The organism is Allokutzneria multivorans (genome assembly GCF_039537405.1).
Classification (GTDB): domain Bacteria; phylum Actinomycetota; class Actinomycetes; order Mycobacteriales; family Pseudonocardiaceae; genus Allokutzneria; species Allokutzneria multivorans.
The window spans coordinates 126,920-149,853 of record NZ_BAABAL010000018.1; the positions used below are offsets into that span (position 1 = coordinate 126,920).

Below are 22,934 nucleotides of genomic sequence, written 5' to 3' on the forward strand. Positions count from 1 at the left end.
GGCATGAAGCTCGACGCCGAGTTCGACCCGCTCGCCGAGGCGCTGCACGCGCTGCGGATGACCGGGGTCTTCTACTGCCGCTCCGAGTTCACCGCGCCGTGGGGCGTCACGCTGCCGCCGGTGACGGACTGCCTGTGGTTCCACGTCGTGACGGCGGGCCGCTGCGTCCTGGAGGTCGAGGGGGCCGAGCCGCGCACGCTGCTTCCCGGCGACCTCGTGCTGGTCCCGCACGGCCGGGGCCACGTGCTGCGCGGCACGCCCGGCGCTGCGGTGCCCGCGATCGAGGGGATCGCGCACAACTACGTCAGCGACCGCTATGCGATCTTGCAGTACGGCGGGGGCGGCGCGGAGACGGTCCTGGTGTGCGGGGCGGTGCGCTTCGACCACCCGACGGCCCGCTACCTGGTGGACCTGCTGCCGAAGATCATCCACGTCGAGCCCGCGGGCGCGCCGCAGGCGGAGTGGATGCAGAGCACGCTCCGGTTGATCGCGGCGGAGGCGGCGACGCTGCGCCCCGGCGGAGAAGCGGTGATCACGCGGCTCTCGGACATCCTTGTGGTGCAAGGGGTCCGGTCCTGGTTGGAGAACGATCCGTCGGCGCGCACGGGCTGGTTGGGGGCGTTGCGGGACTCCCAGATCGGGCGCGCGCTGACGATGGTCCACCGCGAGCCGGAGCGCGAGTGGACGGTGGCCTCGCTCGCCTCGGAGCTGGCGATGTCGCGTTCGGCGTTCGCGGCGCGGTTCACCGACCTGGTCGGAGAACCGGCGATGCAGTACGTGACGCGGTGGCGGATGCTCGTGGCGCTGGACGTGCTGCGCACCGAAGGCGCTTCGGTCGCCGCGCTCGCCGGGCGACTGGGCTACCAGTCGGAGGCGGCGTTCAGCCGGGCTTTCAAGCGGATCGTCGGGGTGTCGCCGGGTTCGGTGAAGCGCGTCAGTCCCGCCCTTGCCACGTGGTGATGCAGGCTTCGTTGCCTTCGGGGTCGGCGAGCACCCAGAACGCGGGCGCTTCGCCGTCGTGGATCAGCGTGCCGCCGGCGTTCTTCGCCGCCGCCATGCGTGCCGCGGCTTCGTCGTGCGGGACGGCGATGTCGAAGTGGATGCGGTTGCGCTGCGGGCGGGGCTCGCTCATCTGCTGGAACCACACCGACGGTCCCTGGCCGAGCGGGTCGACGACGCCGTCTTCGGGGCCCGCGCCGGGCTCGTCGGTGTAGGCGAGGATCGCGCGCCAGAACGGCCTCACGCGGGCGATGTCCATGGCGTCGATGGCGAGTTCCACGACCTGTTCGGAGCGGCCCGGCGCGCCCAGGTCGACGAGCGTGGCGATGTGCTTGGCCTGCTCGATGTCGGCGGCGGTGACCCAGCCGTCGGTCTGGAGGGTCAGCGCGACACGCTCGCGGCGCAGGTCCAGCGCGAGGCCGTCACCGGTGGGGGACAGGCGCTTCGCGACCTCGGCGGCTTCGGTCAGCGAGGTCACGGCGACCGAGGCGCGCAGTGAACCGAGCACGAACCGCCACCGCGTGCCGGCCACCGCCGCGGAGATGTGAGCCCTGCTCAAGCGGTTGGCGTTCATCGCGTCAGGCTACGCTGCGATCATGGTGGACTGGGTGCGACTTCGGCTGGACGTCGACGCTTTCGAGGACGCGGAGTTCGTGCCGTACTGGGAGAAGGCGCGCGCTTCCGGCATCGAGTTCACCACGATGCGCGACACGCCTGAGCAGCGCCGCGCGCTCTACGAGCTGAACAAGACGTGCTCGGCCGACATCCCCGAGCGTGGCGAGTTCTTCAGCTACGAGGAGTACGTGGCTCGCCGCATCGAAGCCCCTGGCGTGACCATGGACGGCATCGTGCTGGCGGTGCGCGACGGCGCGTGGGTGGGGATGACGCTGACCTCGTTGCACCCGGCCAAGGACACGGCCTTCACGGAGATGACCGGTGTGCTCGCGCCGGAGCGCGGACGTGGATTGTCGTTGGCGCTCAAGCTGTTGGCGATCCGCTACGTGCGCGAGTCGGGCTTCCGGTGGCTGCGGACCTTCCACCACCCGCTCAACGTTTCGGCCATCAAGATGAACCGGCGCCTGGGCTTCGTCGCCGACTAGGGTGCTCGCCGTGACCGAGCCTGATTTCCTGCGCGACACGCGGGTTTCCTACAACGCCATGGCCGCTTCCTACACCGAGCACTTCAAGTCCGGCATCGACGACATGCCGATCGACCGTGCCGTGCTCGCGGTCTTCGCGGAACTGGTGCGCCGCACCGGCAACGTCGACGCCGTCGATGTCGGTTCCGGCCCGGGCCACGTCACGGAGTACTTGAAGTCGTTGGGGCTCAACATCTTCGGCATCGACCTGTCCTCGGAGATGGTGGCGCTCGCGCGGGGGATGCGGCCGGGCGTGCGCTTCGAGGAAGGCTCGATGACCGCGTTGGAGCTGCCGGAGGGTTCTCTGGGCGGGGTGTGCGCGTGGTACTCCACGATCCACATCCCGGACGCTGAGCTGCCCGGCGTGCTCTCCGGCTTCCGCCGCGTTCTGGAGCCGGGCGGCTGGCTCGTGCTCGCCTTCCAGTCCGGCGACCACGTCCAGCACTACGACGAGGGCTTCGGCCACGCGCTGTCGCTGGACTTCTACCGCCGCGAGGCCGCACACGTCGCGGAGTTGCTGGGCGCGGCCGGTTTCGAGGTGTACACGCGCACCGAACGCGGCCCCAACCCGGACGAGAAGACCTCGCAGGCCTACCTCACCGCCCGCGCCGTCTAGGCCCTGTCCTGCAAGTCGTCAGGTTCGCCGGTCTTCAAGACCACCCAACCCCCGCACCAGCCGTCTCCAACGACAGCAAACCCCTGCAAGGCAGCAGGGTTTGCGGCGGTTAACGATGATCAACAGAGGGGTTTGCTGGTCTTGAAGACACCTCAACCCCCGCCAGGCACTCGAAACCTGTTGGCGGCCAGGAAGTCCAGCAGCGCGGTGGTGAGTTCGGCGGGGGCGTCCTCCTGCACGAGGTGCCCGGCGTCCGCGATGAGTTCGAAGCGGGCGCCGGGGATGAGCTCGGCCAGCTCGCGGCCCTTGGCGATCGGGATCCACGTGTCCTCCTCGCCCCAGCAGATGAGCACGGGGATGTCGATCTCCGGGTAGCGGGGCTGGACCTCGTCGGTGAAGCGCTGGTCGGACTGGGCGATCTGCCGGTAGAACGCGCCTTGGCCTGCCTCGCCGAGCCACGGCGCGACGAGCTGGTCGAGGACGTCGGGGTGCAGGCCCTTGGCGCTGGCTGAACTGACGTACTCGCGCACGAGGGCGCGGTGCAGCGCGGGCGGCAGCTGCTCGAAGACGGGGGCGTGCTGGCCGACGAGGCGGAAGAACGGCGAGCCCCACGGCGCGAGCGCGACCGGGTCGACGAGCGCGAGGGCTCGGTAGCGGGCGCCGTGCAGCAGGTGCGCGCGCAACGACACCGCTCCGCCGAAGTCGTGCGCCACCACCAAGGGCGACTCCAGGCCCCAGTGGTCGAGCAGCGACGCGAACACCTGGCCCTGCGCGGCGAGGGAAACGTCCTGGCCGTCGTACTGGGCGGAAGCTCCGTAGCCGGGCATGTCCCACAGGAACACCTCGTAGTGGCGCGCGAGGGACCGAGCCACCGCACGCCACACGTAGGAGGAGAACGGGGTGCCGTGGCACAGCACGACGGGCGGCTTCCCGGCGTCACCGAGCGTGCGCCACCGAACGTCGCCGAAGGTCTGCGTCATGCCCCGACGCTAACCCCAGTCGGGCTCCTTGGCGCCGGAGGCGATCGCGCAGACGATCTTGAAGCACTTCATCGCCTCGGTCATGTTCGGTGCGTCAAAGCCGACGCGCAGCACGTCGATCTGCTCCACCGTCGGGATCACGGCAGCGGCGGCGGCGAGGTGGGAGGCGTCGAAGGAGACCTCGATGCGGTGCGGAGCGGGGGCCTCGACCGCGACACGCCCGGCGCGGGCCATGGACTTCTCGGCGCCGTCGCGGATCAGCTCCCACGCGCGCGCCGGGGGCAGGCAGATCGCGGCGTAGCGGCTGACGCACTCCTTGACCGCGACGTGCTCGGCGTCGGGGACGTAGTCGGCGGCGTCGACGCAGCAGCGGTCGTCGCCGGTGATCATCAGCACCGGGACGCCGTGCTCGGCGGCGAGCGCGGCGTTGAGCCTGCCCTCGCTGGCGAGGACGCCGTCGAGGTGCACGGCGGTGACGCTGTTCTCCAAGTAGGTGTGCGCGAGGACGCCCTCCTGCCCGGCGGCGGCGTGGTAGCCCAGGAACACCACTCCGTCCACTCCGGAGTCCACGCCCTGCATCATCGACAGCGGCTTGTGCCGGCCGGTGAGCATGCGGGCGCGCACGTCCAGTTCCTCGATCAGCAGGTTGCGCTGCGAGCTGTGCGCCTCGTTCACGATCACCTCTGCCGCACCGCCCGCGTAGAGTCCCTCGACGCAGGCGTTGACGTCTCCGGTGAACACGGGGCGGAAGCGTTGCCATCCGGGGCTGCCTGGCGCAACGTCGCCACCGAAGGTGACCCCGGTGACGCCCTCCATGTCCGCTGAGATCAAGATCCGCACGGCGCCCACGTTACGTCTTGGCCGCCGTTTTAGGTACTCGTTGACTTCCACATCGCGTAAGTGGTTATTTTCTCGCACCCAGCGAGAAGGGTGAGGTGAACAATGTCGGCAGGTCGCCGGTTGGCAGGTTTTCTCAGCGCCTTGGTGTGCGGCGGTTTACTGGCGGCTCCCGTCGCCGTCCCCGCGCACGCCCAGCAGCAACAACAGCCTGGGCCGGTGCTGCGGGTGGGACTGCTGCAGAACATCGATTCGCTGAACCCGTTCCTCGCGGTGTTCCAGTCCTCGACCGAGCTCGGCCGGTTGATGTACGACTTCCTCAACGCCAACGCGGCGAAGGACAACTCGCCCGCGCCGGGTCTGGCTGAGAAGTGGGAGTCCTCCCCGGACAAGCTCACCTGGACCTACACCATTCGCTCAGGGGCGAAGTGGACCGACGGCACGCCGATCACGGCCAAGGACGTCGCGTTCACCTACAACCTGATGGTGACCAACGACGCGGCCGCCACCGCCAACGGCAGCTTCGTCAGCACGTTCAAGTCGGTCACCGCCAAGGACGAGCGGACGCTGGTCATCGAGACCAAGTCCCCGCAGGCGACCATGCTCTCCCTGGACGTGCCGATCGTTCCCGAGCACCTGTGGTCCAAGGTCTCCGACATCGGCAAGTTCGCCAACGACCAGATGCCGGTCGTCGGTTCCGGGCCCTTCATCCTGACCGAGCACAAGCCGGACCAGTTCATCCGGCTCAAGGCCAACAAGGACTACTGGCGCGGCGCCCCGAAGATCGACGAGCTCCAGTTCCTGTACTTCAAGAACAGCGACGCCGCGGTGCAGGCCCTGCGCAAGGGCGAGGTCGACCTGATCAACCGGCTGACCCCGACGCAGTACCAGGCGCTGGGCTCGGACGCGAACATCACGCTGAACAAGGCGCCGGGCCGCCGCTTCAGCGAGCTGCTGATCAACCCGGGCGCGGCCACCCGCGACAACGTGGCCATCGGTGACGGCAACGCCGCGCTCAAGGACGTGCGAGTGCGCAAGGCGATCAGCCAGGGCATCGACACCAAGGCGCTGGTCGAGCGCGTGCTCAAGGGCTTCGGCGAGCAGGGCAAGGGCATCATCCCGCCGGTGTTCTCCGACTTCCACTGGGAGCCCAAGGGCGCGGAGGTCAACACCTTCGACCCGGCAGCGGCGAACAAGGCGCTGGACGAGCTGGGCATGCGCAAGGGCGCGGACGGCGTGCGGATCAGCACCGACGGCAAGCCGCTGAAGCTGCGCCTGTACGCGCGCAACGACCGCCCGAACGACGTGACCTCGGGCGAGTTCATCAAGCAGTGGATGCTCGACATCGGCATCGCCGTGGACTTCACCACGATCTCCGGCAACCAGATGAACGAGCAGACCAACACCGGCAACTACGACCTGGCGTTCTCCGGCTGGGGCACCAACCCCGACCCGGACTACATCCTGTCGCTGAGCACCTGCTCGCAGCGCCCCGGCGCCGACGGCAAGGGCGGCACCACCGCCGCCTACATGTGCGACAAGACCTACGACGAGCTCTACGCCAAGCAGCTGGCCGAGTTCGACCCGGCCAAGCGCGCCGAGCTGGTCAAGCAGGCGCAGGCCCGCTACAACGAGGTCCGGCCGTCGCTGGTGCTCTACTACGAGAACGCGCTGGAGGCCTACCGCTCCGACAAGTTCTCCGGGTTCACCAAGCAGCCCGAGGGCAACGGCGTGATCCGCGAGCAGAACGGCGTGTGGGGCTACTACGGCGCGCAGCCCGTCGGCTCCTCGGGCTCCGGCGGCGGCTCCAACACCGGCGTGCTGATCGGTGTCGTGATCGCCGTGATCGTGCTCGGCGGTATCGCCATCGTCGTGATCTCCAAGCGCCGCAAGGTGTCCTCGGACGACCGGGAGTAAGTCTCGTGACTGACCTGCTCACCCCGGGTGAGCAGACGGAGCCGCCGGCCAGCACTGGCCGGCGGTCCTCGTCTGGCACCCTCCGCTTCGTCCTCGGCAAGCTCGGCGGCGCGGTCATCAGCGTCGCCTTCGTGGCGGGGCTGGGTTTCCTGCTCTTCCGCGTGCTGCCGGGTGATCCCGTCCTGACCATGACCCGAGGCCGTCCCACCACCCCTGAGGCGATCGCCGAGCTGCGCATCCGCTTCGGCCTCGACGACCCGCTGTGGAAGCAGTTCCTCGACTACGTCGGCGGGCTGCTGACCGGCGACTTCGGCACCTCCTACGCCTACAGCCGCCCGGTCGGCGAGATGATCCTGGAGCGCGTCGGCCCGACCCTGCTGCTGGTCGGGACGGGCACGATCCTCGCGGTCATCCTCGGCATGTGGATCGGCATCCGCGGCGCGTGGGAGCACGGCAGCCGCTTCGACCGCACCACCACCAGCCTCGCGCTGACCCTGTGGTCGGTGCCGACGTTCTGGCTGGGTCTGCTGCTGCTGATGCTGACCGGCAACCTGTTCCCCTCCGGCGGCATGGTCGACCCGAGCACGCCGAAGGAGTTCCTGCCGCAGCTGCTGGACACCGCCCACCACCTGGTGCTGCCGTGCATCACCTTCGTCGCGGTGGTCTACGCGCAGTACCAGCTGGTGATGCGCTCCTCGCTGCTGGAGGAGATGGGCGCGGACTACCTCAACACCGCCCGCGCCAAGGGCATGCGCGAGGACATGGTGCGCCGCAGGCACGCCGTGCCGAACGCGATGCTGCCCGCGATCACCCTGGTGTTCCTGCACCTCGGGCTCGTGGTGCAGGGCGCGATCACGGTGGAGACGGTGTTCTCCTGGCCGGGGCTGGGCCTGCTGCTCTACGAGGCGTTGAGCTACCCCGACCTGCCGCTGTTGCAGGGCGTGTTCACCGTCCTCGCCGGGAGCGTGGTGGCGATGAACGTGGTCGCCGACCTGCTCTACCGGGTGTTCGACCCCAGGGTGCGTGCCGTATGAGCGAGAAGCAGCAGACTCCGAGCCAGCTCGCGTGGGCGCGGCGCAAGGAGGCCGCCTCGCGGGCGTGGAAGCAGTTCCGCGTGCAGCGCAGCGGCCTGGCCGGGCTGATCGCGCTCGGGGTGATCGCGGCGCTGGCGATCCTGGCCCCGGTGCTGACCGACTCCGCCCAGCTCGACGTCACCAAGGTCAACGGCCCCTCTCTGGGCGCGCCGAGCGGGGACTACCTGCTGGGTACCGACGAGAACGGCCGTTCGGTGCTGCTGCTGACGTGGTGGGGCGCGCGCGTCTCGCTCACCGTCGGCCTGTCGGCTGCGCTGCTGTCGGTGGTCATCGGCACGGTGATCGGTGTGCTGTCGGCGCACTTCGGCGGCTGGGTGTCGGCGATCCTGATGCGCTTCACCGACTTCTTTCTGGTGCTGCCGTCGCTGGTGCTGGCGATCGCGCTGTCCACGGTCCTGGACCGGGGGCTGTTCACGATCATCCTGGCGATCGGGTTGACCTCGTGGCCGAGCACGGCGCGCCTGGTGCGGGCGCAGACCCTGTCGGTGGAGGCGCGCCCGTACATCGAGCGGGCGCGGGCGTTGGGCGGCGGGCACACGCACGTGATCACCAAGCACGTGCTGCCCTCGGTGCTGCCGCTGGTCTTCGCGAACACCACGCTCGCGGTGGCCAGCGCGATCATCGCCGAGTCCACGCTGTCCTTCCTCGGCCTGGGCGATCCGACGCAGGTCACGTGGGGATCGATGCTGAAGTCGGCGGCGAGCAACGGCGCGGTGACCACCGGCGCGTGGTGGTACCTGCTGCCGCCCGGCCTGGGCATTGTGGCCGTGGTGCTCGCCTTCACCCTGTGCGGAAGGGCTCTGGAGACCGTGCTCAACCCGAGGCTGCGAGGGGAGCGCTGATGTCGGCACTGCTGGAACTGCGCGACCTGACCATCGACTACCGCTCGCGCCGTGGCCTGGTGCCCGCCGTGCGCGGGGTCAACCTCACCCTGGAGGCCGGGCAGACGCTCGGCATGGCGGGCGAGTCCGGCTGCGGGAAGTCGACGCTGGCCATGTCCGTGCTGCGGTTGCTGCCGAAGACGGCGGTGATCGGCGGCGAGGTGCTGCTGGACGGCGAGGACGTGCGCACGATGTCCTTCGGGCGGCTGCGCGCCGTCCGCTGGGCGGGCGCGTCGGTGGTGTTCCAGGGCGCGATGCACGCGCTCAACCCGGTGCTGCGCATCGGTGACCAGCTCGCGGAGCCGATCACGCTGCACGGCGGGGCGGGTGCGAAGTCCAACTCGCCCGCCGACGTGCAGCGCGCGGTCGGTGAGCTGCTGGAGCGCGTCGGGCTGCCCCGGCGGCACGCGAAGGCCTACCCGCACGAGCTCTCCGGTGGGCAGAAGCAGCGCGTGATGATCGCGATGGCGCTGGCCTGCGGGCCGCGCCTGGTGATCGCCGACGAGCCGACCACCGCGCTGGACGTGATGGTGCAGGCGCAGGTGCTGAAGCTGCTGGGCGAGCTGGTCAGCGAGTCCGGGATCGGGTTGATGATGATCAGCCACGACCTGTCGGTGCTGGCCCAGACCTGTCAGCGGCTGGCGGTGATGTACGCGGGCCGGATGGTGGAGCTGGGGCCGAGCGCCCAGGTGATGCACCAGCCCGCGCACCCCTACAGCAAGGCGCTGGCGGCGGCGTTCCCGACGGTCGGCGATCCGGCGTCGCGGATGGCTCCGCAGGGCTTGCCGGGCGATCCACCCGATCCGACGAACCTGCCGGGCGGGTGCCCGTTCCACCCGCGCTGCCCTGTGTCCACTGTGGAGTGTGAGAGCACGGATGTGCTTCTGCGCCAAGCAGATCCGGAGCACCAGGCGGCGTGCGTGCGCGTCCCTGAGAACGTCACGGAGACTGCGGGGGAGCCGGTATGAGCGAGCTGATCAGGGCCGAGGACCTGTCGGTGCGGTTCAAGGCGCGCGGCGGTGCGACCGCGCGCGCGGTGGACGGTGTCGAGCTGACGGTGCGCAAGGGCGAGATCGTGGCGCTGGTCGGTGAGTCCGGCTGCGGCAAGACCTCGCTCGCGCGCTCGCTGCTGGGCCTGGTCCAGCCCGCGCAGGGCTCGATCCGGTTCGAGGGCGAGCCGCTGCCGACCACCTCGAAGGGCCTCAAGGCCTACCGCAGGCAGGCGCAGCTGGTGTTGCAGGACCCCACGGGCGCGCTCAACCCCCGGCACAGCGTCTACGAGGCGGTGGCCGAGGGGCTGCGCATCCACAAGGTGCCCGGTGATGAGCGCGAACTGGTCGCCGATGCCTTGTCGAGGGCAGGGCTGCGGCCGCCGGAGCGGTACTTCCTGGCGTTCCCGCACGAGCTCTCCGGCGGGCAGCGGCAGCGCGTGGTGATCGCGGGCGCGTTGGCGTTGCAGCCGAAGTTGCTCATCGCCGACGAGCCGGTCGCGTCACTGGACGCCTCAGTGCGCGGGGAGATCTTGGCTCTGCTGCTGAAGTTGCGGCAGGACCTGGGCCTCGCGGCGCTGGTGGTCACCCACGATCTGGGGCTGGCGTGGAACATCGCCGACCGGGTCGCGGTGATGTACCTGGGCAGGCTCGTGGAGGTCGGCCCGGTCGAGGAGGTCCTGACCGCGCCCAAGCACCCGTACACGCAGGCGTTGCTGTCGGTGCTCTCGGAAACGGAGGAGCCGATCGTGCTCTCCGGTGAGCCGCCGGACCCGACGCGCATCCCCGGCGGCTGCCGTTTCCACCCGCGCTGCCAGGTGGTGGCGGCCGGGCTGCCGGAGGAGATGGAGCGCCGCTGCCGCACGCAGGACGTCCCGATCCTCACCAGCGGCGAGCAGACCCAGGTCGCCTGCCACGTCGCAACCGCCCGGGCCACCACCGGGTAAGACGGTCTTCAAGACCACCGCACCCCCGCCCGCACGGTCGCCAACGACAGCAAACCCCCGCCTCAGCGCGGGGGTTTGCTCGGGAGTCGACGCTTCGCTCTTAGCGCCTGTCCTGTAAGTGGTTGCGCTGTGTGTTCCGGTCACGGTGTCGCTGGGGGTTGGGGTGTCTTCAAGACCCGCAAACCCCTCTGTTGATCATCGTTAACCGCCGTAAACCCTGCGGTGTTGCGGGGTTTGCTGTCGTTGAAGACGGCTGGGGCGGGGGTTGGGTGGTCTTGAAGACCTGCAAACCTGACGACATGCAGGACAGCTCTTAGTCGGGCAGATCGTATTCGGCGCTGACGGCCTTCCACGTGGCAGGGCAGGTGGCAGTCGCTTGGTGGCCCTGCAGTGTCCAGAGGCTGAAGAAGTTCTGCCAGTTGCCGCGAGTCGATTCGCATCGGACACCCACGCGGAATGCGATGCCGTAACACGTACCGTGGGCCCTGTCACTGAGGACTGAGATCGAGTCGCAGCTCGCCATCTGCTGGACCGCGGCGCGCGTCCCAGCGCTGGTGTCAGCGGTGGCGACTCCAGTCCCCATGGTGGCCAGAGCTACGGCGACGGGCACGGCGGCCGCAGCGAACAGGGACTTCCTCATCGTGTTCTCCTCAATTCTCCGGTACGGCGCCCGAAAGTAACGGCGTCACTGTCACGGAGCGAAGAGGTTCAGTTCTGCGTGAAACTTTGACATTGATCGGCGATCGTTCGTCAATTACTTTCACGCCGCTGGCGGGCCGTGTGGAGTTTGCTGCCGGTGAGCAGGCCGATGAGGCACAGCGCGGTGAGCGGCAGGCCGATCATGAAGACCATGCCCGCGCCGATGTTGGCGCCGATTCCTCCGGCGGTGAGCACGCGGCCGAAGAGGCCGAGCGCGGCGCCGAGCAGCAGTGCTCCGGCGAAGGGCAACCGCCACAGTCCCTTCGCGCGCACGAACACCGCCACGCCGACGATGACACCAGCGACGCCCAGCGCGACGTCGACGGCGGGGTGGTAGGCGGGCAGTTGGTAGTAGTAGTCCAGCCGTGTGTCCGGTGGCACCTGCGCGGACTGGTCGCCGACGGCCCACCACGTGATGAGCGCACCGGCTCCGACCAGCGCCACTTCCGACCACACGGGTGCTTTGGGTACCTGGGTAGTCATCGCTTCACCATCTCGTGCCTGGCGCGGCTCCGCCATCCGGGCAGCGCGCCGTGGTCGAATCCGCCGACGTTTCCGGAGAACAGGAGCAGCCGTGTACGACGACACCTTCCTCCCGTACGAGCTGTACGAGACCGATCCGGCCGAGGTCGTGGAGCAGGTGTCGAAGTACGGCGTGGCGGTGCTGGTCGAGCAGGTCAACGGCAACGACAGGCGGCCGCTGTTCCGGGAGGCCAGAAACCTGACGCACGAGCACGGCGACCGCGTGGTGCTGCGCCAGGACGACGACGGCGCCGAGGGCGTGACCTTGAAGTGGGCCTTCGGCCAGCCGTGGATGCGCACGGTCGCGGAGGCGTTCTTCGGCACGGAACCGTTCGTGTTCAACCCGGAGATCACGCTCATCACCGCCGAGCCGGGCAACCCGAACCCGGTGCCGCAGGTCGAAGAAGGCCCCGGACTGACGTTCCTGCTGTACGTGACGGGCGTGGACGCGGGCAACGGCGTGCTGCGCGCGATCCTGGGCTCGCACAGCGTGGGCAAGCGGCTGCCGTCGGCGGAACCGACCGATCGGCTGGTCAAGCTCAACGGCGAGATGGGCACCATCGTGGTGATCGACAACGACGTGACGTTGCGCAACGCGATCGTCCGCGAGTACCCGCGCATCACCGCCGCGGCGCGTTGCTACCGGGGCTGAGCCACGATCATCGGCAGCGAACGCGGGTGCGGGACCCCGGCGAAGACCTCGCGCACGCGATGACCGGGCACGGGGTCCAGGCGCCACCGTCGCAGGACGGTGGTGAGCACGATCGTCATCTCCGTGCGGGCGAAGGTGTCACCGATGCACTTGCGCGCGCCTTCACCGAACGGCAGGAAGGCCCCGGCCGGAGGCGGCGCGCGGTCGGGATCGAAGCGCTGCGGCTCGGGATACCACCGTGGGTCGCGGTGCAGCGCGTAGGGACTGATCACCAGTTCCGTTCCCGCAGGCAACTCTCGTCCAGCCAACTGCACCGGCACCAGGGCGCGTCGCATCACCAGCGGTACTGAGTGCAGGCGCAGCACTTCATCCAGCACGCGCTCGGCGCAGGGTGGCTCCTCCCGGACGCGCGCGGCGATCTCCGGGTGCTGGCCGAGGTGGTGGAAGGCCCAGCTCAGCGCGGCGGCTGAGGTCTCGGTCCCGGCGAGCAGGATGGTGATCAGCTCGTCGCGGACCTGGGCGTCGCTCATCGGCGTCGAGAGCAGCAGCGACAGCAGATCGCCCCGGTCGATGCCCCGGGCGTGGTAGTGGCTGATGATCTCCTCCAGCACTGCCCGCAGCCGCCGCGACGCGGTGTCGAAGTCGCGGTGCGCGCGGATGGGCACGCGGTCGAGCGCTTTTGGGGCGAGCGCCCGGATCGCGGTGTTGCGGGAGATCACCGGCAGGGAGCGGTGGATCTCGGCGATGGCGGCTTCGGTGGGCTCGGCGGAGAACATCGTCTCGGTGATCGCGCCGAGGGTCAGCTCGTGCATGGCCTTGTCCACCGCGACGGTCTGCCCGGCCTGCCAGGACTCGACGAGGGCGTGGGCCCGGCGGCGCACGACCTCGGCGTAGCCGGGCATGCGAGCGCGGTGGAAGGCGGGCTGCACCAGCCGCCGCTGGCGTTGGTGGGTTTCGCGGTCGGCGGTGACCAGGCCGGAGCCCAGCAGCGGCCGGACGCGGTCGAAGAGCCTGCCCTTGGTGTAGTCGCGCGCGTCGGTGACCAGGACCCGGTGGATCAGCTCCGGGCTGGTCAGCGCGTACACGGGCAGGGTGCCGACGTCGACGCGCACGAGGTCGCCGCGCCGGCTCAGCGAAGCCAGGAACGCGAAGGGCCCGCGCGCCATGGCGGGCAGGTGGCCGAGCAGCGGCCAGCTGATCACCGACCCCACCACCCTTCGACCAGGGGGTGCCGACACCCTAGAGCAGGGGGAGCAGCACCCGGAACGTCGCGCCGCCGCCCGGGGTGGGCACGTGCTCGACGGTGCCGTCGTGGGTGTCCACGATCGCGGCCACGATCGACAGGCCCAGCCCGGAGCCGCCGGTGCTGCGGGTGCGCGAGGGATCACCCCGGTAGAAGCGTTCGAAGGCGTGTTCGACCTGGTCAGCGGTGAGGCCGGGGCCGTGGTCGATGACCTCCAGCAGCCCGTGCGCCCCGTCCGGCGACACCCCGGCGCGCACCGTCACCGGTGTGCCGGGCGGGGTGTGCGCGAAGGCGTTGCCCAGCAGGTTCGCCGCGACCTGGTGCAGCCGCTGCTCATCACCCAGCACCAGCGGCGGTGCGACGTCGTCGCCGGAGTCCTCGGGCAGGATCACCAGGCTGACCGGGCGTTCGGGGTCCAGCGCGCGCACCGACTCGACGGCCTCGGCCGCGACCGGGATGAGGTCCACGGGCTGGCGGTCCGCCGGCCGCTCCTCGTCCAGGCGCGCCAGCAGCAGCAGGTCGTCCACGAGCACGCTCATCCGCCGCGACTCCGCCTCCACCCGGCTGAGCAGGTGCGTCACCTCCTCCGGCGTGACCGCGCCCTGCCGGTGCAGCTCCGCCAGCCCCCTGATCCCGGCCAGCGGCGTGCGCAGCTCGTGGGAGGCGTCGGCAACGAAGCGCCGCAACCGGGCTTCGGACTCCGCGCGCTGCTGGAAGGCCCCGTCGATCTGGGTGAGCATCGTGTTCAGCGTCATCGCCAGGCGCCCGATCTCCGTGCCCGGCCCGCTGCGCACGGGGACACGTCGGGAGAGGTCGCCGCGCGCGATGATCGACTCCGCCGTCCCCTCGACGTCTTCCAGGGGTTTCAGCCCGACGCGCACGGCGGCGATGCCGAGCGTGGTGAGCACGATCAGCACCACGATCGCCACGCCGAGCTCGATCAGCGCGAGGCTGCCCTGGGTCTCGGCGCGGCTGGTGGTGTCGAAGGCGACGACCGCGACGCCCCGGTCACCGGCCATCACGCGAACGCTGACGCGGTAGCCCTGGTGCCGTTCTCCGCCGAGCGCTTGGACGTCGAAGGACTGCCCGCCGCGCGCCCGCGCGGACTCCAGGTCCAGCGACGGCAGCTCGGGCAGCGTGCGCGGGCGCTCGTCGGCGGCGAAACGCCTGCCCAGCGACCCGTCGGGCCTGCGGTACTCGATCACGTACTCGTGCGGGATGCCCTCGACGCGCACGGCGTTGGGCGGCGGGTTGAAAGGGTCGTTGGTCTCTTCGAGGTGGGTGAGCGCCTCGTGCACGACCTTGAGCTGTTCGTCGATGCGCGCGGTGAGGTAGGTGCCGAGCAGGCTCGCCGCCGCGGCCGCCGCGATGAGCAGCCCGAACCCGGACACCACCAGGGTGCCGATGAGCAGCCGCGCGCGCAGGGAGAGCCTGCGCAGCCGGGTCGTGGTGCGGTTGAGCAGCTTCACGTCTGCGGCAGCCTCAGGCTGTAGCCGAAGCCGCGCAGGGTGTGGATCAGCGACGGCTCGACGATGTCGACCTTGCGGCGCAGCAGGCTGATGTAGGACTCCACGATCCGCGCGTCCCCGGTGAAGTCGTAGCGCCACACGTGGTCCAGGATCTGCGCCTTGTTGACCACCTTGCCCGCGTTGAGCAGCAGGTAGTGCAGCAGCTTGTACTCGGTGGGGGAGAGCTTCACGATCCGCCCGGCCCTGCGCACGTCGCAGGTCTCCTCGTCCAGCTCCAGGTCGGCGAAGCGCAGCACCGGGCGCGGCGGGTCGGCCTCGTCCTCGCCGCCGACCCGCCGCAGCACCACCCGGATGCGGGCGACGACCTCCTCCAGGCTGAACGGCTTGGTGACGTAGTCGTCGCCGCCGATGGTCAGCCCGGTGATCTTGTCGTCGGTGGTGTCGCGGGCGGTCAGGAAGATCACCGGAGCCCGCACCCCGCGCGAGCGGAGGAGCCGGGTGACCTCGAAGCCGTCCAGGTCGGGCAGCATCACGTCCAGCACCAGCAGTTCGGGCTGGAACTCCGAGGCCACCGCGAGCGCCTCGGTACCGGAGGCAGCGGTGCGGACGTCGAAGCCGACGAAGCGCAGGCTGGTGCTCAGCAGCGCGGTGATCGTCGGCTCGTCGTCGACGACGAGCAGCCGCGTCTTCTCCTGGGCGCTCACCCCGCCGGTCTCCTCCCGTGTCGCGTGTGGGCGAAGCTTGGCGCACGAGCCTGCAAGCAGCCTGACCGGATCCTGAATATCACCTCAAAGCGCGGCGCTCAGTAGCACTGGAACTCCACGGCGGTGGGCCGGTCGGGGCAGGTGGGGCACACGAAGAGGTAGAGGTTGCCGACGTCGCCGAGCATCAGGTCCATTCCTCTGGGCGCGCTGTTGGTGACGGGGACGAGTTCCTCCGAGACCGTCACCGACCCGGGTGCCACGCCGTGGCCGAACAGGGAGAACCCGGCGGCGTCGAACTCCTCGTCCTTCCCGATCCAGGTGTTGCCGGTGGAGCCGTTGGTCAAGGTGAAGCGCACCTCCCGCTGGAACTCCAGCTCCGCGGCCGTCTCCTGCGCCATCCACACACCGACGTCGCCGTGCTCAGCGGAAGCCACGGTCAGCAGGAGATCCATCCGGTGCCCCTCGGAGCATTCCGGCTGAGCGATGTCCTGAATCCAATAACCCCATCCGCCGACCTTCGTTCCGGGAGCGGCGGACAAGTGCGGGCCGTACCTCCACTTCTGCCCCTGCTCCCATTCGGCGATCCGATCGCGCAGTTCCGCTGAGGCCAACTCGTCGCTGTCGGGGAACTCCACCACCCGTTCCGGCGCGATCCGGCAAGCCCGGGGAAGGCAACCAGGCTCGCTGTCCTCATCGGGTTCCAGTGCCGTGGCCAGCGCCTTTACCGTCGAGCTGTCCCGCCACCACACCTGGGGTCGTGGCGCGTAGTGAGGCTCGTGGTCGACCGGACACCACAGCACCTGGCACACGTCGGTGCCCTCGGGGAAAGGCAGTTCCGGAATGTCGCGCGCGTAGAACTGGGCGATCGCCACCATCGGCAACGAAGCGGCCGGATCGTCGGCGAACTCCACGCGCCGCACTTCCCGGATACTCGCCTGCACCTTGTCGAGCTCGCGATAGAAGGGCGCCATGTCGCCTTGGGTTCCCACTCCGACGAGGGCGTTCATCTCGTCGTGGAGCGCGTTCTTGCGCACCTCCAGCACCCGCCCTTCCGCGCTGGTCAACGGGCGGGGGTCGTCGTGGTCGATCGTGCACACCGGCCACGGCTCCTCGGCGGGCCACAGCAGCGGCCCGCCCAGCGACGACTCGTGCGCGGTCGTCGTGCCCTCACGGGGATGCAGGCGAACCGCAGTGCGGGCCAGCTCTGCCAGTTCAGGGAACAGCGCTGCGACGTCGACCGGCTTGTCCGGCGTGGTGAAACCCATGCGCGCATCCTGCCCGGCTGGTCTGACAGTGCCCTCACAGCGGCCGTCATACCGGCCGTCATAGCGGTCGTGACGCAGGTCGCGACGATTTTTCAGCGGACTTCCAGGTTCGTTCGAGCTGTCCTTCGGGCTGGGGTGCTCAGCTGTTCTCCAGAGACCCCTGCCGCGAGGAGACGATCCCGAGATGTCAGCACTGGCCCGGCTCAGCCTCGCCAACCGCGGGCTCATCGCCCTGATCGCGATCGCGATCACCGGCTTCGGCGCGTGGGCCGTGCCCGCGCTCAAGCAGCAGATGCTGCCCGACCTGCAACTGCCCACGATCTCCGTGGTCGCGCCCTACCCGGGCTCCGCCCCGGCGATCGTGGAGTCCCAGGTGACCGTCCCGATCGAGCGCGCCGTCCGCTCCGTGCAGGGGGTGACCGAGACGACCGCGTTCTCCCGCTCCGGCTCGGCGACCGTGCAGATCACCTTCGACTACGGCACCGCCGTCTCCTCCATCACCGGCGAGGTCGAGCGCGCGATCAGCCGCATCTCCGCGCAGCTGCCGGAGAACGTCACCCCGCGCGTGGTCGCGGGCACCACCAGCGACCTGCCCGTGGTGCAACTGGCCGCCAGCGGCGGCTCCGACGAACAAGCGCTGGCCAAGGCGCTGCGGCAGAACGTCCTGCCCGAGCTCCAGGGCATCGAGGGCGTCCGCGAGGCCGCGCTGACCGGCGCCCGCGACCCGCAGATCACCATCACCCCGGACACCGCGAAGATGCTGCGCGCCGGGATGAGCTCGCTGTCGGTGAGCAACGCGCTCAAGGCCAACGGCATCGCCATCCCCGGCGGCACCCTCACCGACGACGGCAAGTCCTCCTCGGTCTCCGTCGGCGGCGCCTTCTCCTCCGTCGAGGACCTCAAGAACCTGCCGCTGAGCTCCACCACCCGCCCCGGCACGCCCGTCAAGCTCAGCGACGTCGCCACCGTCGAGCAGGGCCTCGCCGAAGCCAGCACGCTGACCAGGACCAACGGGCGCCCCAGCCTCGGCGTCGGCGTCACCGCCGGCCCCGACGGCAACGCCGTGGCGATCTCGCACGCCGTCAACGACAAGCTGCCGCAGCTGCGCACCGCACTCGGCCAGGGCGCCGCGCTGACCGTGGTCTTCGACCAGGCCCCCTTCGTCGAGCGCTCCATCGAGGGCCTCACCACCGAAGGCCTGCTCGGCCTCGTCTTCGCCGTCCTGGTGATCCTGGTCTTCCTGTTCTCCGTGCGCTCCACCCTGGTCACCGCCGTCTCCATCCCGCTGTCGGTGCTCATCGCGCTGATCGCGCTGTGGCTGGGGGAGTACTCGCTGAACATGCTGACCCTCGGCGCGCTCACGATCGCGGTGGGCCGAGTGGTCGACGACTCCATCGTCGTGCTGGAGAACGTCAAACGGCACCTCGGCTACGGCGAACCCAAGGGCGTGGCGATCACCACCGCCGTCCGCGAGGTGGCGGGCGCGGTGACCTCCTCCACGATCACCACGGTCGCGGTGTTCCTGCCGATCGCCGTGGTCGGCGGCATGGTCGGCCAGCTCTTCGCACCCTTCGCCCTCACCGTCACCGTGGCGCTGCTGGCCTCACTGGTGGTGTCGCTGACCATCGTGCCGGTGCTGGCGTACTGGTTCCTCAAGCCCTCCACCGCCGACCGCGAGGAAGCCGAGGAGAAGGAGCGCAACGGCTTCCTCCAGCGCAGCTACGTCCCGGTGCTGAGGTGGTCGGTCACCCACCGCGCCACCGTCCTGCTCGTCGCGCTCGGCATCTTCCTCGGCACGCTCGCCCTGGTGCCGCAGCTCAAGACCAACTTCATCGGCGGCGACGGCCAGAACACCCTCTCGATCAAGCAGGAGATGCCCGTCGGCACCAGCCTGGCCACCACCGACGCCGCGGCGAAGAAGATCGAGAACGTGCTGGGCAAGGTCAAGGGCGTGCAGTCCTACCAGGCCACCATCGGCGGCGGGGGCGGCTTCCCCGGGCTCGGCGGACCGGCGGGCGGCGCGACCACCGCGTCGTTCTCGGTCACCACCGACGTGGAAGCCGACCAGGCCGCGATCGAGAGGGACCTGCGCAACCGCGTCACCGCGTTGGTGGAGGTCGGCAAGGTCAGCGTCCAGGCCGCAGGCGGCGGCTTCGACGGCTCCAAGCTGGAGGTCCTCGTCCAAGGCCCCGACGACGCCGCGCTGGCCAAGGCCACCGACGACGTCCGCCGCACGGTCGCCGAGACCCCGGGCACCACGGACGTGGCGAGCAACCTCACCGCCGACGCCCCGCTGGTCGACGTGAAGGTCGACCGCCAGGCCGCCGCGCGCGCCGGGCTCACCGAAGCCGCCGTCGGCCAGGTCGTCGGCGAGGCACTGCGCGGCACCACGCTGAGCAAGGTCGTGGTCAACGGCACCGAGCAGGAGGTCGTGCTGCGCGGCTCCGGCACCCCGTCCAGCGTGGACAGCCTCAAGGCGATGCAGGTGCCGACCCTGGCAGGCCCGGTGCGCCTGGACAGCATCGCCGAGGTGCGGACCTCGACCGGGCCGACGCAGCTGACCAGGACCGACGGCGCGCGCAGCGCCACCGTGACCGCCGCGGCCACCGGCTCCGACCTCGGCGCCACCAGCGCGGAGCTGTCCAAGCGGTTGCAGGCGCTCAAGCTGCCCGCGGGCGCCTCCTACGAGATCGGCGGCGCGACCTCGCAGCAGCAGGACGCCTTCGCCGACCTCGGCGTGGCCCTGGTCGCCGCGATCGTGCTGGTGTTCCTGGTGATGGTGGCGACCTTCCACAGCCTGGTGCAGCCGCTGATCCTGCTGGTCTCGGTGCCCTTCGCCGCGACCGGCGCGCTCGGGCTGCTGCTGGTCACCGGCACCCCGCTCGGCGTTCCCGCGCTGATCGGCCTGTTGATGCTGGTCGGGATCGTGGTGACCAACGCGATCGTGCTGATCGACCTGATCAACCACTACCGCGCCGAGGGCATGGGGGCCACGGAGGCGATCGTGGAGGGCGGGCGGCACCGGCTGCGCCCGATCCTGATGACCGCGCTGGCCACGATCGGCGCGCTGACGCCGATGGCGCTCGGGCTGACCGGCGGCGGGGGGTTCATCTCGCAGCCGCTGGCCGTGGTGGTGATCGGCGGCCTGGTCAGCTCGACGCTGCTGACGCTGGTGGTGGTGCCCGTGCTCTACGCGGTGGTCGACAGGCTGACCGGTCGCCGGCACGAGGAGATCGACCCGCTCGCCTCGCCGATGCCCAAGCACGCCCGCGTCTGATCCGGCGCACAGCGGCCCCCGCCCGGAATGGGTGGGGGCCGCTGTACGTGCAGCTCAAGTCACTTGCACAACCACCCGGTTGACAACGTCGGCGCCCGCTCGTACAGTCTTGCTCAACCAAATGGTTGCAAACGAGCTGGAGGTGACCCGATGACCGCGCCCCAACCGGACGACAGGCTCAACCGGGTCTTCGCGGCACTGTCGGACCCCATCCGCCGCGACATCGTCGCCCGGCTCTCCCTCGCCGACGCGACCGTGGGCGAGCTGGCCGAACCGTACGAGGTCTCCACCCAGGCGGTCTCCAAGCACCTCAAGGTCCTGGAGGACGCCGGACTGGTCAGCCGCAGCCGCGACGCCCAGAAACGGCCGTGCCACCTCGAAGCGGAGGTGTTCGACCTCATGACCAAGTGGATCGAGCGCTACCGCCGCCAGGCCGAAGAGCGGTTCACCCGCCTCGACGCCCTCCTGGCGGCCATGGACGACACCGACACCCAGGACACACGCGAAGAAGGAGCAGCGTCATGACGACCACGACCCGCAACGAGACCACCATCGAGGCCGACCCCGACCTGCCCACCATCCGCATCACCCGCGAGTTCGACGCCCCCGCCGCCAAGGTCTTCCGCGCCTACACCGACCCCGAGCTCTACGCCAAGTGGATCGGCCCCCGCAGCGTCACCACCGAGATCCAGGACTGGAACGCCAGCACCGGCGGCAACTACCGCTTCACCAACTCCCGCAACGGCGAGGTCCTAGCCTCCTTCTACGGCTCCTTCCACGAGGTCCGCGACGGCGAACGCCTCGTCCAGACCTTCACCTACGACGGCTACCCCGACGGCGTCAGCCTGGAGACCATGACCTTCGAGGACCTCGGCGACGGCCGCAGCCGCGTCGTCGGCCTCTCCGTCGTCGACACCATGGAAGCCCGCGACGCCATGATCGCCAGCGGCATGGAGACCGGCGTCGTCGAGGGCTACCAGAAGCTCGACGAACTCCTCACCGACCTCTGAACCACCCACCGCGGTTCACCAGTCTTCAAGACCCGCGAACCCCCGCCCGCACGGTCTCCAACGACGGCAAACCCGCACCGCCCTAGAGACGACGACGCAGCTCCCGCCGCACCAACGTGCCCGCGAAGGTGCGGGGGAGAGCGTCGACCACCTCGAACCGATCCGGCACCACCACACCACGACCCCGCACGAACGAACCCAACTCCTCCACACCAGGGGAGCGCCCCACCACGAACGCGCACACCTCACCCTCCGGCGACGCCACCACTGCTGCCTCCACGACCGACGGGTGCTCCGCCAACGCCGACTCCACCTCCGACGGCACCACCCGCACCCCGTCCCGCACGATCACATCCCGCACGCGGTCGACGTAGCGCAGGAACGGCCCGGCGAACTCGAACAGATCACCCGTCCGCAGAAACCCCAGCTCATCGAACGGATCATCACCGGTGCCCAACAGATAACCCGGAAACACCGTCGGACCCGCCACCCGCAGCTCACCCACACGCCCCGACTCGGTGATCTCCCGCTCCGACACCGGATCCACCAAACGCATCCGCAACGCCCCACGCGGGAACAACCGCGCCCGCGCCTCCGGATCAGCGACATCCGCCGCCGTGCTGAACAGCACCGTGCCCTCGCACGAGCCGAAAAAACTCACCACCGGCACACCACGCCGCTCCTGCCACTCCCGCACCACAGCGGGGGACAGCGACCCCGAACCCACCACCGCCCGCAACGACGGCAACTCCCGCCGCACCAACGACGCCACCAACGCGGGCGGCAACACCGCGCACGTCACGTGCTCCACCGAGACCTGACGCACCAGATCGACCGGCTGCCCCGCGACCAACCGACACCCCGACAACAACCACGGCAACACCGCCCCAGCGATCCCCGCCACGTTGACCAGCGGAAACGCACTCACGATCACATCGTCCGCCGTCAACGCCACCGCACCGGCACACGCGCGCGCAATCGCCAACCAGTCGTAGTGCGCCCGAGGAACCGCCTTCGGCGTGCCCTCCGTCCCCGACGTCCAACAGATCGACACACAGTGGTTCGGATCGGCCTCATACCCCGCACGCGCGACCGCCCGCTCCGCCCCATCCACACTCACCACCCGACGCGGCACCTTCGGCCCGAACGCCAGCACGGTCACCGCGTCACCACACGCCTGACGCGCCACCTCCGCGTGCCGCCGCCCACCGATCCGCGTCGCCGTCACCAACGTCCGCACACCCGCCAAAGGCAACAACGCCCGCAGCTCGTACTCCCGATACCGCACCGGCAACGGACACACCACGCCCCCCAAGCGCACCACCGCGAGGAACGTCGCCACCAGCTCCACACAGCCCGGCAACTGCACACCCACGATGTCGCCCGGCCCCACACCATTGCGCTGCAACAGCGCCGCCAGCCGGTCCACCTCCACGTGCAACCGCGCCCAGCTCCACCGGTGCGACGCGATCCCCGTCAGCTCCGCCTTCTCGGGGGAGTCCACCACCGCCAACGCACCCGGCCGCTCCCGCACCTGCCGACGGAACAACCCGTCCACCGTCTCCGGCCCCCACCAACCACGCGCGGTGAACTCCAGCACGCGGGAGAGCGGGTGCAACGCGGAGGCGGTCACAGGTCCTCCCTGGTCCAGCAGGGGATAAGGCCAGCGACGCTACGTCAGGACCGGTACCGCC

Annotated in this window: 20 protein-coding genes and 1 pseudogene; 12 read left to right on the forward strand and 9 right to left on the reverse strand. The window is 69.9% G+C overall.

Annotated features, from left to right (window positions below; all coding sequences use genetic code 11):
• Positions 1-3 precede the first annotated feature (3 nt).
• Entirely contained in the window at positions 4-960 is a 957-nt protein-coding gene (locus ABD798_RS24620; RefSeq protein ID WP_344879098.1) for an AraC family transcriptional regulator, read from the forward strand.
• Here the strand turns inward: ABD798_RS24620 and ABD798_RS24625 are convergent.
• A complete protein-coding gene (locus tag ABD798_RS24625) occupies positions 935-1,573 on the reverse strand; it encodes a VOC family protein (protein WP_344879101.1) in 639 nt (212 codons plus the stop codon). The two genes, ABD798_RS24620 and ABD798_RS24625, sit on opposite strands and share 26 nt — an antisense overlap.
• A 22-nt stretch (positions 1,574-1,595) precedes the next feature.
• Here ABD798_RS24625 and ABD798_RS24630 point away from each other — a divergent pair, with 22 nt between their 5' ends.
• Positions 1,596-2,099: a GNAT family N-acetyltransferase gene (locus ABD798_RS24630; RefSeq protein ID WP_344879104.1), complete on the forward strand. Its 504-nt coding sequence runs from the start codon at positions 1,596-1,598 to the stop codon at positions 2,097-2,099.
• 10 nt (positions 2,100-2,109) lie between these two features.
• Positions 2,110-2,754 carry a class I SAM-dependent DNA methyltransferase gene (locus ABD798_RS24635; RefSeq protein WP_344879107.1) on the forward strand — a complete coding sequence of 215 codons (645 nt, stop codon included), beginning with the start codon at positions 2,110-2,112 and terminating at the stop codon, positions 2,752-2,754.
• A gap of 152 nt (positions 2,755-2,906) precedes the next feature.
• On the opposite strand, the gene ABD798_RS24640 is transcribed toward ABD798_RS24635, so the two are convergent.
• Both ABD798_RS24640 and ABD798_RS24645 read right to left on the reverse strand, forming a co-directional pair.
• A complete protein-coding gene (locus tag ABD798_RS24640) occupies positions 2,907-3,734 on the reverse strand; it encodes an alpha/beta fold hydrolase (RefSeq protein ID WP_344879110.1) in 828 nt (275 codons plus the stop codon).
• Positions 3,735-3,743: 9 nt separating this feature from the next.
• Positions 3,744-4,574, reverse strand: a complete 831-nt coding sequence (locus ABD798_RS24645; protein ID WP_344879113.1) for a M55 family metallopeptidase — start codon at positions 4,572-4,574, stop codon at positions 3,744-3,746.
• Positions 4,575-4,676: 102 nt separating this feature from the next.
• Here ABD798_RS24645 and ABD798_RS24650 point away from each other — a divergent pair, with 102 nt between their 5' ends.
• The 5 genes and pseudogenes from ABD798_RS24650 to ABD798_RS24670 form a co-directional block, all read left to right on the forward strand.
• Complete coding sequence (locus ABD798_RS24650) at positions 4,677-6,488, forward strand: ABC transporter substrate-binding protein (protein WP_344879116.1); 1,812 nt, start codon at positions 4,677-4,679, stop codon at positions 6,486-6,488.
• Positions 6,489-6,493: 5 nt separating this feature from the next.
• Positions 6,494-7,522, forward strand: a complete 1,029-nt coding sequence (locus ABD798_RS24655; protein WP_425549261.1) for an ABC transporter permease — start codon at positions 6,494-6,496, stop codon at positions 7,520-7,522.
• Complete coding sequence (locus tag ABD798_RS24660; protein ID WP_344879119.1) at positions 7,519-8,424, forward strand: ABC transporter permease; 906 nt, start codon at positions 7,519-7,521, stop codon at positions 8,422-8,424. Before ABD798_RS24655 ends, ABD798_RS24660 begins: the two co-directional genes overlap by 4 nt.
• Positions 8,424-9,431 carry an ABC transporter ATP-binding protein gene (locus tag ABD798_RS24665; protein ID WP_344879124.1) on the forward strand — a complete coding sequence of 336 codons (1,008 nt, stop codon included), beginning with the start codon at positions 8,424-8,426 and terminating at the stop codon, positions 9,429-9,431. The genes ABD798_RS24660 and ABD798_RS24665 overlap by 1 nt, the downstream gene beginning before the upstream one ends.
• A pseudogene (locus tag ABD798_RS24670) lies at positions 9,431-10,399 on the forward strand (ABC transporter ATP-binding protein); the annotation flags it as partial. The gene ABD798_RS24665 and the pseudogene ABD798_RS24670, both read left to right, overlap by 1 nt.
• A gap of 750 nt (positions 10,400-11,149) precedes the next feature.
• On the opposite strand, the gene ABD798_RS24675 reads toward ABD798_RS24670, so the two are convergent.
• A complete protein-coding gene (locus ABD798_RS24675) occupies positions 11,150-11,581 on the reverse strand; it encodes a hypothetical protein (RefSeq protein ID WP_344879126.1) in 432 nt (143 codons plus the stop codon).
• Between the two features lie 91 nt (positions 11,582-11,672).
• Here ABD798_RS24675 and ABD798_RS24680 point away from each other — a divergent pair, with 91 nt between their 5' ends.
• Positions 11,673-12,272, forward strand: a complete 600-nt coding sequence (locus ABD798_RS24680; protein WP_344879129.1) for a hypothetical protein — start codon at positions 11,673-11,675, stop codon at positions 12,270-12,272.
• Here ABD798_RS24680 and ABD798_RS24685 read toward each other — a convergent pair.
• From ABD798_RS24685 to ABD798_RS24700, 4 genes are all read right to left on the reverse strand, one after another.
• The gene (locus ABD798_RS24685; RefSeq protein ID WP_344879132.1) at positions 12,260-13,474 is read right to left on the reverse strand and encodes a cytochrome P450; all 1,215 of its coding nucleotides are present in this window, start codon (positions 13,472-13,474) and stop codon (positions 12,260-12,262) included. The genes ABD798_RS24680 and ABD798_RS24685 overlap by 13 nt on opposite strands.
• Positions 13,475-13,511: 37 nt before the next feature.
• Positions 13,512-14,984: a sensor histidine kinase gene (locus ABD798_RS24690; protein ID WP_344879135.1), complete on the reverse strand. Its 1,473-nt coding sequence runs from the start codon at positions 14,982-14,984 to the stop codon at positions 13,512-13,514.
• Entirely contained in the window at positions 14,981-15,688 is a 708-nt protein-coding gene (locus tag ABD798_RS24695) for a response regulator transcription factor (RefSeq protein WP_344879138.1), read from the reverse strand. The genes ABD798_RS24690 and ABD798_RS24695 overlap by 4 nt, the downstream gene beginning before the upstream one ends.
• 98 nt (positions 15,689-15,786) lie before the next feature.
• Positions 15,787-16,953: a YwqG family protein gene (locus ABD798_RS24700; RefSeq protein ID WP_344879141.1), complete on the reverse strand. Its 1,167-nt coding sequence runs from the start codon at positions 16,951-16,953 to the stop codon at positions 15,787-15,789.
• Between the two features lie 184 nt (positions 16,954-17,137).
• Here ABD798_RS24700 and ABD798_RS24705 point away from each other — a divergent pair, with 184 nt between their 5' ends.
• The 3 genes from ABD798_RS24705 to ABD798_RS24715 all read left to right on the forward strand — a co-directional run bounded on the left by ABD798_RS24705 (position 17,138) and on the right by ABD798_RS24715 (position 21,240).
• A complete protein-coding gene (locus ABD798_RS24705) occupies positions 17,138-20,230 on the forward strand; it encodes an efflux RND transporter permease subunit (protein WP_344879144.1) in 3,093 nt (1,030 codons plus the stop codon).
• 150 nt (positions 20,231-20,380) lie between these two features.
• Complete coding sequence (locus ABD798_RS24710; protein WP_344879147.1) at positions 20,381-20,755, forward strand: ArsR/SmtB family transcription factor; 375 nt, start codon at positions 20,381-20,383, stop codon at positions 20,753-20,755.
• Complete coding sequence (locus tag ABD798_RS24715) at positions 20,752-21,240, forward strand: SRPBCC family protein (RefSeq protein WP_344879149.1); 489 nt, start codon at positions 20,752-20,754, stop codon at positions 21,238-21,240. The genes ABD798_RS24710 and ABD798_RS24715 overlap by 4 nt, the downstream gene beginning before the upstream one ends.
• A gap of 82 nt (positions 21,241-21,322) precedes the next feature.
• Here ABD798_RS24715 and ABD798_RS24720 read toward each other — a convergent pair whose 3' ends face one another.
• Positions 21,323-22,873, reverse strand: coding sequence for a class I adenylate-forming enzyme family protein (locus tag ABD798_RS24720; protein ID WP_344879152.1), 1,551 nt, complete (start codon positions 22,871-22,873; stop codon positions 21,323-21,325).
• Positions 22,874-22,934 lie beyond the last annotated feature (61 nt).